The organism is Collinsella sp. An271, from assembly GCF_002159695.1.
GTDB lineage: Bacteria > Actinomycetota > Coriobacteriia > Coriobacteriales > Coriobacteriaceae > Collinsella > Collinsella ihumii.
In genome coordinates this window covers 1-14,297 of sequence record NZ_NFJE01000010.1, presented here as the reverse complement: position 1 = coordinate 14,297, position 14,297 = coordinate 1, and the positions used below count along the sequence as shown (strand labels likewise).

Sequence of the window (14,297 nt, the reverse complement as noted above, 5' to 3'; positions counted from 1 at the left end):
CGTCCGTTGTCTGCTGCGGGGGTCGTGCCGCAGCATGGGGGATATGAAAGGTTTCGCGCCTATGTCGCTTCTCGATATGCCTACGATGTTCGACGACGTCGATCTCGCCCGCGTCAGGATCGTCGCGAGCGATATGGACTGCACCCTGCTCGCTGACGACGGGAGCATGCCGCCCGGCATGTCCGAGCGCATCGAGGCGCTCTCGCGCGCGGGCATCGTCTTCTGCGCCGCGAGCGGGCGGCCGCTGTATACCCTGAAGGACATGTTCGCATCCCATCTCGACCAGATGGCGCTGATAGCCGATAATGGCGCCGCCATCTGGGCGAACGGACGGCTCGCCTACAAGGATCTGATCGATCCGCCCACCTATCACGAGCTCATCGACTTCACGCTCGACGACGGGCGCGGGCGTCCGGTCCTGTGCGGCACGGAGAGCGCCTTCCTGCTCGAGTGCGACCGCGTCTACGACGATTTCTTCCGCCGCTTCTTCACCAAGATCGAGTACGTCGACACCTTTGCGGGCCTCGATGCCGAGGCCGACAAGTACACGGTCTATTTCCCCGACCGCATGGCCGAGGAGGTGTACGCCCAGACCTATCGCGACGCATGGGGCGAGCGCTTCTCGGTGACCAACGCCGGCAAGGAGTGGATCGACTTCATGAACAAGCACGTCGACAAGGGCACGGGCATCACGCGGCTGTGCGAGTGCCTGGGCGTGCCCGTCGCCGACGCGCTCGCGCTCGGCGACACCTACAACGACGTCCAGATGCTCGAGGCGGTGGGCCATAGCTACGTCGTCGCCAACGCGGAGGACCACATGCGCGCCCATGCGCGCTTCGTCGCCCCCTCCAACAACGAGCGCGGCGTGGCGCAAGTGATCGATCGCTTGCTCGAGGTCGCCTGCTGATAGTGCTTTTTGCGGTCGTTTCCCCACGGAAGGGCGCCGCGCCGCTGTGGGCGGAAGCGATTCCGTCCAGAAAAGCACCATCAGAAAGGAGATCACCCACATGTTCGCAGGTATCCGCGCATCCTTGCCGCGCGGCACGTTCGCGCTCGCCGCGGTTCGATTCATGCTCTACCTGGGCGTCCAGGCTTCGTATTTCATCGGCATCATCGGCACGCTGACCTACCAGCTGCATGCCGGGACCGGCGACATCGCCATGGCCGTCGGCCTGTTCAACCTCTTTATCATCGCGGGGAACACGGCGGGCGGGTCGCTGCTCGATACGCGCGGGCCCAAGGCCCACACGGCGGTCGCCCTGGGCGTGGCCGTGGCGTCGAGCGCGCTGTTCCAGGCCGCGGGCGGATCCGTGGCGGCCGTGCTCGCCATGAGCGCGGCGTTCGGGTTCGCCACGGGCGTGGGGTACGCCTATCTGTCCGCCTACCCCGCCTATCTGAGCGACGACGCGGAGCAGCGCAAGCGGATGAACGCGATCATGTCGGTCGTCTCCAACGTCGCGGTGGTCGTGGGCCCGGCGGTCGGCGGAATCATCGCGACCTTCCTCCCGTCGCAGCGCGTCTTCGCGTTCACGGCGGTGCTGTCCGCCCTGGCGCTTGTCCCCGCGGGGGCGCTACTGCGCCGCATCGGGGCCTCTGCGCGGGCGGGGGAGCGGGAGCGCGGGGATTCGCAGGGCCCCGAGGGCTCAACGCTCGCCGATTCGGCGCGCACGGTGTTCGCGGCCCCCTCGCTCGCCCTGCTGTTCTGGGTCGGCGTGCTCGCATATGCCGGCTACGGCGCGTTCGACCCGCTGGAGTCGCTCTATTACCGCGACGTGCTGCAGGTCGACATTTCGTGGATGGGATGGCTTTCGAGCGCTGCGGGCCTGGGCAGCGTCGTGGGCGCGCTCGCGGCCATGCGCGTGCCGCGGCGCTGGGTGAACGTGCGGACCCTGATGCTGCTCATCGCCTTCGAGGGCGCGGCGTGCGTGCTGTACGTGGGCACGTCGCATGTGGGATGCGCCATCGCGGGCCAGCTCCTGCTCGGCTGCGCATTCGGAATGGTCACGCCGCTGCAGCACACCCTGGTCCAGATGCACGCCCCGCTCCATCTGCTCGGCCGCGTCAACTCGGTCATGAACGCCGGCTTCAGCGGGGCGGGGGCGGTCCCGCTGTTCGCGGCGCCCGTGCTGGCGCATCTGTTCGGCGTCCAGGGCGTGCTGATCGGGGCGAGCTGCGTGGTGCTGCTCGTGCCGCTGATCGTGATGGTGGCCAGGCGATCCGAGATCTCCCACCTCGTTACGGGCGAGTCGGCTTAGGGAGTGCCGGACCGTAGATTTCTAGAATGTTTCTTTCCTATTGACGGTTTCGCAAGCAGACACTTTAGCGTATAGTAGCGACCAATCGACGCTCCTATGCGTCGAGATGATGTGCACGCAGGGTTGATGCAGAAAGGAAGCGAACGGTGGGCTACGTGCTGGCGACAATTCAGGCCATGGCGCGCAACGCCATGCTGCCCGGCCAGACTGCTGCCGATATCGCGACGCGACGCCAGCGTGCAATTTCCCGACGACGATAAAACGGTCGTCTCTGTTCGCATGGAGAGGAGGGCTCTCCGGCAGGGTTCGTCTATAGGTGCGTCGGGTTGATCTCGCCACGGCAGCTGGTGCCGCGGCCCAACCTTTCATTACATATCGTATAAGCGCCGTGACGGGCTCGTTGATGTTTCGTTTGCAAACCTTGACAAGGAAGGGAACACCATGAGCAAGGAAAAGGTCGTACTCGCGTACTCGGGCGGTCTGGACACCTCGGTCTGCATCAAGTGGCTGCAGGTCGAGAAGAATCTCGACGTCATCGCCATCTGCGGCAACGTCGGCCAGGACGAGAAGGATCTCGAGTGGATTCGCCAGAAGGCCCTCGACATGGGCGCGATCGCGTCCGAGGCGGTCGACATGCGCGCCGAGTACGCGCGCGACTTCCTGTCCAAGGCGATCTGGGCGAACGGCAAGTACGAGGGCGTCTACCCGCTGCTTTCCGCCCTGTCCCGCCCGCTGATCTCCAAGCATCTCGTCGAGATCGCGCACCGCTACGGCGCCAAGTACGTGGCGCACGGCTGCACGGGCAAGGGCAACGACCAGGTGCGCTTCGAGACCTCGATCCGCGCGCTCGACCCCGATCTGGAGATCATCGCGCCGGTTCGCGAGTGGGACCTGACCTCCCGCGAGTCCGAGATGGAGTGGGCGGCCGCTCACGACGTGCCGGTGCCCACCACCAAGAAGAAGCCCTATTCCATCGACGACAACCTGTGGGGCCGCGCCATCGAGTGCGGCGTGCTCGAGGACACCTGGAACACCCCGCCGGCTGACATCTGGACGATGACCGCTGACCCCGTGGACTGCCCCGCCGAGCCCGAGACCGTCATCATCGGGTTCGAGGGCGGCGTGCCGACCTCCATCAACGGCGAGAAGATGGAGCTGCTCGACCTCATCATCAAGGCCAACGAGATCGCCGGCCGCAACGGGTACGGCCGCCTCGACATGATCGAGGACCGCGTCGTGGGCATCAAGAGCCGTGAGTGCTACGAGTGCCCCGCCGCGCTGCTGCTCATCGAGGCGCACCATACGCTCGAGACGCTCTGCCTCGACTACGAGACGCTGAAGGAGAAGGCCAAGCTCGATGTCGAGTGGGCGAGCGCGGTGTACCGCGGCCTGTGGTTCAGCCAGAACCGCTTCGCGCTGGACGCCTACAACGCCTACACGCAGAAGTTCGTGACCGGCGAGGTCCGCATCAAGCTGTGCCGCGGCGGCCTGTTCGTCGACGGCGTGCGCTCCGACTACAGCCTCTACGACAAGAACCTCGCGACCTACGACGAGGGCGACACCTTCCCGCACGAGGCCGCGCCCGGCTTCATCGAGCTGCACAGCATGCAGCATCGCACCTGGTCGCGCGTGCAAGGTCCGGGTTCGGGCCTGCAGAAGGTCGACTAGGGAAGCACCGAGTTCGGCGGGCGCCGTGGCATAATAGCTGCGGCGCCCTGGTTTTGCCTGCCCGGACCCGTCTTGCGCAGACGGGTCCGGGCAGGCGGCGTATACTTACCCTTTACACGAAGCGGGCGGCGGGGTTGTCCGCCGGACACAAGGAGGTTGCAAGATGGCGCTGTGGGGCGGCCGTTTTGAAGAGGCGGTATCCGAGGTGACGCAGGAGTTCGGCGCGTCGCTGCCGATCGATCGACATCTGTACCGTCAGGACATCGCGGGATCCAAGGCGCACGCGACCATGCTCGCCGCGCAGGGCATCATCAGCGAGCAGGACCGCGACGCCATCTGCGCGGGCCTCGACGGCATCCAGGCGGACATCGATGCGGGGGCGTTCTCGTTCGACATCAACGACGAGGACATCCACATGTCCATCGAGTCCGAGCTCACGCGGCGCATCGGCGAGGCGGGCGGGCGGCTGCACACCGGCCGCTCGCGCAACGACCAGGTCGCGACCGACACCCGACTGGCCGCCAAGGCGCTCGCTAAGCAGCTCATGGAGGACAACCTGGGCCTGCGCCGCGCGCTGGTCGAGGCGGCGGATGCGGCCGGCGACACCATCTTGCCGGGCATGACGCATCTGCAGCACGCGCAGCCCGTGCTCTTCGCGCACCAGCTGCTCGCCTACGTGTGGATGCTGACGCGCGACTTCGGCCGCCTGCGGGCCGCGTTCGACGCCGCCGACGCCTCTCCGCTCGGCGCCGCCGCGCTTGCCGGAACCACCTATCCGCTCGACCGCCAGATGACGGCCGATGCCCTCGGTTTCTCGCGCGTGATCGAGAACTCGCTGGATGCGGTGTCCGACCGCGACTTCCTGCTCGACCTCGAGTACGCCTGCTCGGTCATGGCGGTGCACCTGTCGCGCCTGTCCGAGGAGATCGTGCTGTGGAGCAGCCAGGAGTTCGGGTTCATCACCCTGTCCGACGCCTTCTCGACCGGCTCGTCGATCATGCCGCAGAAGAAGAACCCTGATTTCGCCGAGCTCATCCGCGGCAAGACCGGGCGCGTGGTGGGCGACCTGGTCCAGCTGCTCATGACGTGCAAGGGCCTGCCGCTCGCCTACAACAAGGACCTCCAGGAGGACAAGGAGGGCGCGCTCGACGCGGCGCACACGCTCGACCAGTGCCTGACGGTCATGCGCGGCATGGTGAGCACGTGGAAGGTGAACGCGGGGCGCATGCGCGCCGTCATGCACCGGGGGCACCTGGCGGCGACCGATGTTGCCGACTACCTCGCTAAGCGCGGCATGCCGTTCCGCGAGGCGCACGCCGTCGTGGGGCACCTGGTGCTCGAGGCGGAGAAGGCCGGCTGCGATATCTCCGAGCTGCCGATCGAGACGTTCCGCGCAGCAAGCGACCTGTTCGGCGACGACGTGGTGGGTGCGTTCGACCTCGATGCCATCGTGGCGGCGCGCACGACGCGCGGCGGCACGGCACGTGCGGCGGTGGCCGAGCAGCGCCGGGTGGTCGAGGATGCGCTGGCCGCCGACGAGGCGGCGCTCGCCGGCCTGTCGGCGGTGGTCGAGATGGGGGAGGGCACCCGCTCGGTGCTGTAGCCCCAGGGCTTTTCGGCGTCCTCTGAAAAGAATCTAGCTGCAACCATGCCGGTATCACCCGGCTGGAATGCACGGAATCCGGTGCGATTCCGTGCATTCCAGCCGGGTGACGCCGTGACTGTTGCATCTTCGGTGCCCGCGGTGCGCCAAGGTGGGCGGTGCGGACGACAGGGAATTGTTACAATAGATCAACGATTTGCCCGCCCACGCTGAAAGGACCGTGCATGTCCGAAGACCGCGACCCTCAGTTCTGTACCGAAATCCGCGACCGCTCGCTGTGCGAGATTCTGAACGAGGAGCTCGTCTGCGCCCTGGGATGCACGGAGCCCATCGCGGTCGCCTACGCGGCGGCGCTCGCCCGTGCGACGCTTGCCGCCGAGCCGCAGGCCATGCGGGTTGGGTGCTCGGGCAACATCGTCAAGAACGTGAAGAGCGTGACGGTCCCCAATTCGGACGGCATGCACGGTATCGAGGCCGCGGCCACGCTCGGCGCGGTCGGCGGCAACGCGGACAGCGCGCTCGAGGTGCTGGAGACCGTGACGGCGGACGACATCGCGCGCACGCGCGAGCTTCTAGCGGATCGCTCGTACTGTACCGTCGAGCTCGTGGAGGGCGTGCCGAACCTCTATATCAAGGTGACGGCGAGCGCAGACGGGCACACCGCCGAGGTGGTCATCGCCGAGCACCACACGAACGTGGTCCTGCGCGCCCTGGACGACGAGGTGCTCGAGGGGTCGCGCGAGGCCGATCCCGCGCTGGCTGTGCAGGAGGACAACCCCGCCTACGCGTACCTGACCATCGATGCGATCGTGGGGTTCGCCGAGGACGGTGACATCGAGGGCGCGCGCGAGGTGCTGGAGCGCCAGATCGAGCTCAACGAAGCCATATCGCGCGAGGGCCTGGAGAGGCGCTGGGGCGCCGAGGTGGGGCGCACGCTGATGGAGACCCGTGGCGAGGGCGTGGCCTGCCGCGCCCGTGCCCGCGCGGCGGCCGGATCGGACGCGCGCATGAGCGGCTGCTCGATGCCCGTGGTGATCAACTGCGGATCGGGCAACCAGGGCATCACCTGCTGCTTGCCGGTGGTGGAGTATGCGGCCGAGCTGGGCGTGGACCATGAGCGCCTGCTGCGCGCGCTGGCTCTGTCCGACCTGGTCGCCGCGCATGTCAAGGGCTATATCGGCGCACTGTCGGCATTTTGCGGCGTCGTGTGCGCCGCATGCGGCGCGGGTGCCGCCATCTGCTGGATGCGCGGGGGCACCCGCGAGCAGATCGGCGGAACCATCGTCAACACGCTCGGTAACGTGGGCGGCATCGTGTGCGACGGTGCCAAGCCGAGCTGCGCCGCGAAGATCTCGGCTGCCGTCGACGCCGCCATCCTGGGTTGCGACATGGCCATGGCCGACCGCGGCTTCCAAGCGGGCGAGGGTCTCGTGAAGGATACGGTGGAGCAGACGATCGCGTCCATGGGCTACGTCGGCCGCGTCGGCATGAAGGCGACCGACGTGGAGATCTTGAACCTCATGATCGGCAAGACGCGCGTGTAGCCCTCGTCCGCGCAACGGGGCGCCGCGCGCGGTCAGACCTCCTGCACGAGGTCGATGAGGTTGCGCTCTGCGCGCTTGTAGAAGCGCTGCTCGATCTCATCGAAGCTCTCGGCGAACTGGTCCATGCGGCCGCACCAGGTTGCGCGCACCGGGGTCCCGCGGCCGACGAAGGCGGTCTGCAGCCCGATGTCGGGGGTTGGGAAGTCCCGCTGGCGGTCGTTGCCGACCATGAGGACCTCCGACGGCTTCAGTCCCAGCTCGTCGAGCGCATCGGTGTAGTATTCGGGGTTCGGCTTGACGCGGCGCGTGTTCTCCATGGTCGTTACGAGCTCGAACGGCACGTCGAGCAGCTGTCCCCAGCCCATGCGGCACTCGATGCAGGCGGCGCCGAAGCTCGGGTTGGTGAGCAGGGCGATGCGCAGCCCGCGCGAGAGCACCGCCTCGATGGCCTTGGCGGCCCCCTTCATGGGGCGCGCGTCGATGATGGCGTCGTTGCGCCCGGGCAGGATCTCGCGCTCGTAATAGGTGAGCGCGTCGGCGATGACGGGGTCCGACAGCACCACGCCGCCGCGCCGCTCGATGGCCGCGTCGAACAGCTCCCGGTTGGTGCACGTGTTGTCGCGCTCCGCGCGGTTGACGTCGAGCAGCGCTGCCGTGTACGCGGCGAACATGGACAGGGGGTTCCTGCGCCCGATGTCCGCAAGCAGCGCGGACTCCTCCTTGGCGAGCACCGCGATAAAGGCGCTTAGGTTGATGTCGAGCAGGGTCTGGTCCATGTCGAATACCACGGCTTTCAGCATGTGCACCTCCTTTACGGGTCGAATCGCGGCGGGATTGCATGAACGCCGGTGATGCATATGCGTCTGTTGTACCCATTCTGATGAATGCATGCCATCCGCTTCGCTTACACTTTTGTTATCGGAGCGATTGCAGTCGTGGCTATTCGGTGGAGAGACGGGAACTCTTTTCAAACCGTTTACGTAAAAATCCGTCTTTGACCTTGAAAATCAGAGCGATTCCACGTAGTCTAGACGAACGTGAGCATACGCTCACATCAGTATCTGTCGGCTCCCGAGAAGTTCCAAACGGTGCGCACCGCAGCCGGGCACCCGCCTGGACGCACGTGCAATCTGCAGGTCCTAGCAATCGGGGCCCCATAGTTCGAAAGGGGTCCACCTTTGAGTGAGATTCAGAACTCGTCCATTTTCTCCCTCGATGATGTCAATGAGGAGGAGATGAACAGCCTCATCGACGGCACGATCACCGATTTCGACGAGGGAGATCTGGTCAACGGCACCGTCGTGAAGATCGAGCGCGACGAGGTTCTCGTCGACATCGGATTCAAGTCCGAGGGCGTCATTCCCGTGCGCGAGCTTTCCATCCGCAAGGATGCCAACCCTGCAGACATCGTCTCGCTGGGCGATCCCATCGAGGCTCTCGTGCTCCAGAAGGAGGACAAGGACGGTCGTCTGGTCCTCTCCAAGAAGCGTGCTGAGTACGAGCGCGCCTGGAACCGCATCGAGGAGAAGTTCAACTCCGGCGAGAACGTCGAGGGCGAGGTCATCGAGGTCGTCAAGGGCGGCCTGATCCTCGACATCGGCCTGCGCGGCTTCCTGCCCGCGTCGCTCGTCGATCTCCGTCGCGTCAAGGACCTCAGCTCCTACCTGCACACCTCCATCGAGGCTCGCGTCATCGAGATGGACCGCAACCGCAACAACGTCGTGCTGTCCCGTCGCGTGGTGCTCGAGGAGTCCCGCAAGGCCGAGCGCACCGAGATCCTCTCCAAGCTCAAGAGCGGCATGCGCCTCAAGGGCACCGTCTCCTCCATCGTGGACTTCGGCGCCTTCGTGGATCTGGGCGGCATCGACGGCCTCATCCACATCTCCGAGCTCTCCTGGAACCATGTCAACCACCCCTCCGAGGTCGTCAAGGTCGGCCAGGAGGTCGAGGTCGAGGTGCTGGATGTCGACCTCAACCGCGAGCGCATCTCCCTCGGTCTCAAGCAGACCACCGAGGATCCGTGGCGCGCGCTCGTCAAGAAGTACCCCGTCGGCGCTATCGTCGAGGGCACCGTCACCAAGCTCGTGCCCTTCGGCGCGTTCGTCGACCTCGGTGAGGGTATCGAGGGCCTCGTGCACATCTCCGAGATGGCCAACAAGCACGTGGACCAGCCTTCGCAGGTCACCCATGTCGGCGCCAAGGTCCAGGTCAAGGTCATGGAGATCGACCTCGACCGTCGTCGCATCAGCCTCTCGATGAAGTCCGCCGCCGAGACCCTCGGCGTGGAGATCGAGGTTGCTCCGCTGCCGTCCGAGAAGAAGGACGAGGACGCTGAGTAACGCGAGCGTCTAGCTGTATAGCTTTGAGCCCCGGTGCTTGACGGCGCCGGGGCTTTTTCGTGGCGAAAGGGGACGGGAATATGGGATATCTGCTGCTGGCCGGGGCCATCGGTTGCGAGATCGTGGCGACGACCTGCCTGAAGCTCTCGGCGGGCTTCACCCAGTTCGGCTGGAGCGTTCTGACCGTCATCTGCTATGTCGCATGCTATCTGTGCCTTGCCCGCGCGCTGCTGACGGTCGATCTGTCGGTCGCCTACGCGACATGGTGCGCCGTGGGCATCGTCGCGACGACCGCCATCTCGGCGCTCGTGTTTCACGAGCAGCTCAATGTCGCGAGCGCGGTGGGCATCATCCTGTGCGTCGTCGGCGTAGTCCTGCTGAATCTCAACACGGCGGGTCATTAGCGGTACTCAGCGGGCATTCAGGAGCTACGATCTAGTATCCATACTATGCTTTCTGGGCAGCTTGAAGGGTTTTGCCTGCGAGGGATCCCGTCTCTTCCCTGATCGAGCCGATATTGGATCGCGGCGGCTAGGTCCAGATCAATTTGGTATCATTCATCCAGCTATTTCCGACCCTCAGAGCCCAGATGCATGATTCCCCCTGCAGAGTCATCAACAAAACCGCAGGTCGTTGATTGCCCGTTCAGGCTGTTTCACATACTACATGCGGTTTATTGATACCAAATTCATGTTCATGCGTTTTGTGCACCGCGATAGCGGCTTTTTGGTCGACCCCTGTTAAGCCACCCTGGATAAAGCGCCCCCGCGACTGCGGTGGGGCAGGACAGAGCTTACCGCCGCTCCGCCGCGGTCCCCGATCCGTACTTTTTCATGAACGTAGAAGGGCCGATTCGACATTCCCGCAGGATAGGAGATGGCGGCCCCGTGCTTTTTCATGAATAACCTTCGCTGGGCTACCGTATCCATGGCGGTCTATCGGAGGCTCGGGGCAAACCCACCTGTTCGAAAGCGACGTCTCCGCCTGCGACGAGCCCTTCTTGCTTTGTGCGAGCTCCAAGCTGCTCGCGTTTTCCGCCCCGGGCTGTCGTATGATGGTGGACGTTGGCCTACGCGACGAAAAGGAGGGCGCATCCATGACCGATACGCTCCATCTTTCCACCCGGCCGGTCGTGCTGTTCGATTTTGACGGCACGCTGGCCGACACGAGTCCCGCGATCCTGCGCATGGCCCGCATGGCGCTGGGGAACCGCGGATATGACGTGGATTCCCTCGGTGACATGACGAGCCTCATCGGACCTCCTCTGTACGACGGCTTCATGGACCTGTGCCATGTCGACCTCGATGAGGCCATCGCGATCACCAATGAGTACCGCAAGCTGTTCAACGCCGAGGTCAAGCCGGAGGACTACCCGCCGCTTCCGGGCGTGCCGGAGCTGCTGCAGGCTCTTGTCGACCGCGGGACGCGCATCGCGATCGCCACGTCGCGCCTGGAATCGATGGCCATCGAGATGATCAACGCACTCGGGCTGCCGCCGTTCGAGGTCATCGTGGGCCGTCTCGAGCCGGGGCGCGACACCAAGGCGGACTGCATCCGCGAGGCCATGCGCCAGCTTGGCGTCACCTGCGACGAGGTCGTCATGGTTGGTGACCGCAAGCATGATACGCAGGGCGCGCACGCCTGCGGCATCCCCTGCATCGCCGTCTACACCGGCACCGCCAAGCCCGGTGAGCACGAAGAGGCCGGTGCGGATGTCATCTGCCACGGCATGGGGGAGGTCGCCCAGGTGCTGGGCGTCTCTCTCTAACAGCACGCTTTCAACATCTAGATTGGAGACACGATATGGATCAAGAGCTCGAGAACAGCGTCGACGCATACGTTGACGAGGTGTGGGAGGACGTCATCGCGGACATCGCCGATCTGGTGAGCCATCCGTCCGTTGCTGACGAGAACGCCGGGACCCCGGGCGCCCCGTTCGGCGCCCCCGCCCGCGCCGCCCTGGACTGCGCGCTGGGTATCGCGCGCAAGCTCGGGTATGAGACGAGCGACGACGAGGGCTACATCGGCATCGCCGACATCCCCGGAGCGTCGGATACGCAGATTGCGACGATCGCGCACGTGGACGTGGTTCCCGCGGGCCCCGGTTGGAACACCGAACCGTTCGTCATGGAGCGCCGCGAGGGCTGGCTGCTCGGCCGCGGCGTGATCGACGACAAGGGCCCTGCCGTGCTGTCCCTCTATGCGGGCGCCTACCTCAAGCATGCGGGGATCACGCCGCGTTACACCTTCCGCGCTCTGCTCGGCAGCGATGAGGAGGTGGGCATGACCGACGTGCACCACTACCTCGTCGGCCATGACCATCCCGCCTTTCTGTTCACGCCCGATGCGGAGTTCCCGGTCTGTAACGCCGAGAAGGGCCAGTTCGGCGCCACGTTCACGAGCGGTCCGATCGAGGGCGGCCGCATCCTGTCCTGGAGCGGCGCCGAGGCCACGAACGCCATTCCGTCCGAGTCGGTGTGCGAGCTCGCCATCGATGCCTCCGCATGCCCGGCCCCGGTCGCCAATGCCGACCGCATCGACATCGAGGCAATCGCCCCCGGACGCACGCGCATCAGCGCGCACGGCATCGGGGGCCACGCGTCGCTGCCCGAGGGGACCATCAACGCCATCGGCCTGATCGTCGGATATCTGCGCGAGGCGAATCTCGTCGCCGAGTCCGAGAAGCCCTACCTCGAGCTGCTGTCCATCATCCACGCGGACACGGCGGGGGAGGCGCTGGGCATTGCGACCTCCAGCGAGGCCTTCGGCCCGCTGACCGTCAACGGCGGCACGATCGAGGTCGCGGACGGCCGCATCAGCCAGACGATCGACGTGCGCTTCCCCGACAGCACGACAGCCGAGCAGCTCGAGGCCACGTGCAGCGAGGTGGCGGGTCGCTTCGGCGCCACGCTTGCGGTCGGCCACGCCAACGTGCCGTTCTCGGTATCCGCCGACCATCCTGCCGTCCAGACGCTGCTCGACGTCTACCAGGAAGTCACCGGAAAGCCCGCCGAGCTGCTCTCCATGGGCGGCGGCACGTATGCTCGAAACTTCAAGCGCGCCGTCTCGTTCGGCCCGGAGGACAACAGCCTCGAGCTTCCCGCGTGGGGCGGGTCCATGCACGGCCCCAACGAGTGCGCGAGCGAGGCGCAGCTTAAGGGCGCGCTCAAGATGTACATCCTGTCCATCCTGCGCCTCATGGACGTCGAGTTCTAGGAACGCTGATTTACGCGGCGGTGCGCTCGAGCGGGCGCGCCTCCGCGTCGTATGAGAAGCGCAAAGGTTCCAAGATGACACAGAACGGGCCGTTTGGCACGCTCATATGACCGATAACCCTGTCAAGTGGCAAAAACGGCCCAACCCGCCTGGCCAAAGGCGGGTCGGGCCCTTCCGCTCCCGCAGCGCCGTCGAGACGACGTTTTCCCAACGTCAGGCACTGTGAACAGTCTCATGTCCGCGTGTCGCCACCCCTCGCGGGGATCGGTTGCCGCAAAAGGATGCCTTCGGCTGGGCGGAGCCGCACATCGGCCGGGCGCGGCCGATTCTAAGGTCGCACGCGCCCCTCGCGGGGCGTGCATAGCGTGGGCGCGGTTCGCCCCGGCGCCATCCTCGGCGGCGGGCGCGGGCGCGGGTATCCTCGACGGGCCCGGGGGCCCGGGGGGACCTCTCGGTCGGGAGGGGGCTCCCTACGCCGGCATCACGGCGATCCACCATATCCACTCGCAGAGCTCGCGCGCGACGGCCACCTTCACCTTGTTGGCGGCGAGGCCGCGGCCGACGAGGTGCTCGCGGCGCCTGCGGAGCCTCCTCGAGCACTCGGCGGCCCTCGCCCTCACGAGCGCGGGGACGCGCGGGTCCTCGGGCGCCGACGCGCCCCTGCACGGCCGCGAGTAGGCCGACGCCGCCTCGACGAGGGCGCGCCTCAGGTGCGAGCTGCCCGTCTTGGAGATGCCGCCGCGCCTCGTCCTGGACCCGGTCGAGCTCTCCGACGGGACGAGGCCGATGTAGGAGGCGAGCGCCGAGCCGTTCCGGAACCTCCGGAAGTCGCACACCTCGCAGACCAGCGAGAAGGCGGTGACGCGCCCGATCCCGCGGATGCACTCGAGGCGCGCCATGCGCTCCGCGAGCTCCGGGGAGGAGGCGACGGCGCGCGCGATCTCGGCCTCGACCTCGGCGAGGCGCTCCTCGAGCCGGTAGACCGCGGCGAGCTTCTGGCGGAACACGAAGGTGTCCGCCGGCTGCGCGAACTCGAGCGCGGCGGCCCACCTCCTGAACGTCTTGGTCCAGCGCCTCTTGGTGAGCTCGTAGCGGGTGCCGGTGAGCAGCAGGAAGGACGCGACGCGCTGGCGCGCCGCCCTCAGGTCGCGGGCGACCTCGCCGCGCAGGCGCGAGAGGTGGCGCAGCGACTCCTCCCGCTCGGTGGGGACGCGCACGGCCCTCACCGAGCCGGCCGCGTGCATGCGCGCGAGCCACTCCGCGTCGACGCGGTCGTTCTTCCTCCTGTCGCTCCTGCGCGGCAGCTTCGAGGTCGCGGCGACGACGCACCGGATGCCGGCGGCGGCGAGCGCCCTCGCGAGCCCGAAGCCCGTCGGGCCGGCCTCGTAGCAGCACGTGCCGCCCGAGAGCCGGTTCTCGCCGATCCAGCGGACGAGCTCGGCCGGGTCGCCGGACAGCGTGGCCTCGAGGGCCTCGCCGGTGTCCCGGTCGAGGGCGAAGACGCAGTTCTTCCCGGCGTGGACGTCGACGCCGATGCTGATAGAATCCGACATGGGGCCTCCCCTTCGACTGCGGTGCGCGACCGCCGTTTGCGCTGACAACAACGATTGTCGCCCATCCCGCGGGCATCCGGGGAGGCTCCGACCGATCAGTTATCGGTCATATCTTCTAA

Annotated in this window: 11 protein-coding genes; 9 read left to right on the top strand and 2 right to left on the bottom strand. The window is 66.3% G+C overall.

The annotated features are described in order from the left end of the window. Positions 1 to 61: 61 nt before the first annotated feature. The 5 genes from B5F74_RS09180 to B5F74_RS09160 all read left to right on the top strand — a co-directional run bounded on the left by B5F74_RS09180 (position 62) and on the right by B5F74_RS09160 (position 7,070). On the top strand, positions 62 to 907 hold the full coding sequence (locus B5F74_RS09180; protein WP_239283445.1) for an HAD family hydrolase: 846 nt from the start codon (positions 62 to 64) through the stop codon (positions 905 to 907). Positions 908 to 1,007: 100 nt separating this feature from the next. Further along, positions 1,008 to 2,255, top strand: a complete 1,248-nt coding sequence (locus B5F74_RS09175) for an MFS transporter (RefSeq protein WP_087201846.1) — start codon at positions 1,008 to 1,010, stop codon at positions 2,253 to 2,255. Between the two features lie 441 nt (positions 2,256 to 2,696). After that, complete coding sequence (locus B5F74_RS09170) at positions 2,697 to 3,923, top strand: argininosuccinate synthase (RefSeq protein ID WP_087201844.1); 1,227 nt, start codon at positions 2,697 to 2,699, stop codon at positions 3,921 to 3,923. A gap of 163 nt (positions 3,924 to 4,086) precedes the next feature. Continuing rightward, positions 4,087 to 5,526, top strand: a complete 1,440-nt coding sequence (gene argH, locus B5F74_RS09165) for an argininosuccinate lyase (RefSeq protein ID WP_087201843.1) — start codon at positions 4,087 to 4,089, stop codon at positions 5,524 to 5,526. A 224-nt stretch (positions 5,527 to 5,750) separates the two neighbouring features. Then, the gene (locus tag B5F74_RS09160; protein ID WP_087201841.1) at positions 5,751 to 7,070 is read left to right on the top strand and encodes an L-serine ammonia-lyase, iron-sulfur-dependent, subunit alpha; all 1,320 of its coding nucleotides are present in this window, start codon (positions 5,751 to 5,753) and stop codon (positions 7,068 to 7,070) included. Positions 7,071 to 7,102: 32 nt separating this feature from the next. On the opposite strand, the gene B5F74_RS09155 is transcribed toward B5F74_RS09160, so the two are convergent. Beyond that, positions 7,103 to 7,870 carry an HAD family hydrolase gene (locus B5F74_RS09155; RefSeq protein ID WP_087201839.1) on the bottom strand — a complete coding sequence of 256 codons (768 nt, stop codon included), beginning with the start codon at positions 7,868 to 7,870 and terminating at the stop codon, positions 7,103 to 7,105. Between the two features lie 378 nt (positions 7,871 to 8,248). On the opposite strand from B5F74_RS09155, the gene rpsA reads away from it, so the two are divergent. From rpsA to B5F74_RS09135, 4 genes are all read left to right on the top strand, one after another. Further along, complete coding sequence (gene rpsA / locus B5F74_RS09150) at positions 8,249 to 9,409, top strand: 30S ribosomal protein S1 (protein ID WP_066833562.1); 1,161 nt, start codon at positions 8,249 to 8,251, stop codon at positions 9,407 to 9,409. 80 nt (positions 9,410 to 9,489) lie between these two features. Then, complete coding sequence (locus B5F74_RS09145; protein ID WP_079989246.1) at positions 9,490 to 9,813, top strand: multidrug efflux SMR transporter; 324 nt, start codon at positions 9,490 to 9,492, stop codon at positions 9,811 to 9,813. Between the two features lie 692 nt (positions 9,814 to 10,505). Further along, positions 10,506 to 11,177, top strand: coding sequence for an HAD hydrolase-like protein (locus B5F74_RS09140; protein WP_087201837.1), 672 nt, complete (start codon positions 10,506 to 10,508; stop codon positions 11,175 to 11,177). Positions 11,178 to 11,212: 35 nt separating this feature from the next. Continuing rightward, on the top strand, positions 11,213 to 12,625 hold the full coding sequence (locus tag B5F74_RS09135; RefSeq protein WP_087201835.1) for a Sapep family Mn(2+)-dependent dipeptidase: 1,413 nt from the start codon (positions 11,213 to 11,215) through the stop codon (positions 12,623 to 12,625). A 470-nt stretch (positions 12,626 to 13,095) separates the two neighbouring features. Here B5F74_RS09135 and B5F74_RS09130 read toward each other — a convergent pair whose 3' ends face one another. Continuing rightward, the gene (locus B5F74_RS09130) at positions 13,096 to 14,178 is read right to left on the bottom strand and encodes an IS110 family transposase (RefSeq protein WP_087201833.1); all 1,083 of its coding nucleotides are present in this window, start codon (positions 14,176 to 14,178) and stop codon (positions 13,096 to 13,098) included. Positions 14,179 to 14,297: the final 119 nt, after the last annotated feature.

Excerpts from the sequence above, each read along its gene's own strand:
- B5F74_RS09180 (WP_239283445.1), top strand. The coding sequence starts at position 62 with ATGTCGCTTCTCGATATGCCTACGATGTTCGACGACGTCGATCTCGCC.
- B5F74_RS09175 (WP_087201846.1), top strand. The coding sequence starts at position 1,008 with ATGTTCGCAGGTATCCGCGCATCCTTGCCGCGCGGCACGTTCGCGCTC.
- B5F74_RS09170 (WP_087201844.1), top strand. The coding sequence starts at position 2,697 with ATGAGCAAGGAAAAGGTCGTACTCGCGTACTCGGGCGGTCTGGACACC.
- argH (WP_087201843.1), top strand. The coding sequence starts at position 4,087 with ATGGCGCTGTGGGGCGGCCGTTTTGAAGAGGCGGTATCCGAGGTGACG.
- B5F74_RS09160 (WP_087201841.1), top strand. The coding sequence starts at position 5,751 with ATGTCCGAAGACCGCGACCCTCAGTTCTGTACCGAAATCCGCGACCGC.
- B5F74_RS09155 (WP_087201839.1), bottom strand. The coding sequence starts at position 7,870 with ATGCTGAAAGCCGTGGTATTCGACATGGACCAGACCCTGCTCGACATC.
- B5F74_RS09145 (WP_079989246.1), top strand. The coding sequence starts at position 9,490 with ATGGGATATCTGCTGCTGGCCGGGGCCATCGGTTGCGAGATCGTGGCG.
- B5F74_RS09140 (WP_087201837.1), top strand. The coding sequence starts at position 10,506 with ATGACCGATACGCTCCATCTTTCCACCCGGCCGGTCGTGCTGTTCGAT.
- B5F74_RS09135 (WP_087201835.1), top strand. The coding sequence starts at position 11,213 with ATGGATCAAGAGCTCGAGAACAGCGTCGACGCATACGTTGACGAGGTG.
- B5F74_RS09130 (WP_087201833.1), bottom strand. The coding sequence starts at position 14,178 with ATGTCGGATTCTATCAGCATCGGCGTCGACGTCCACGCCGGGAAGAAC.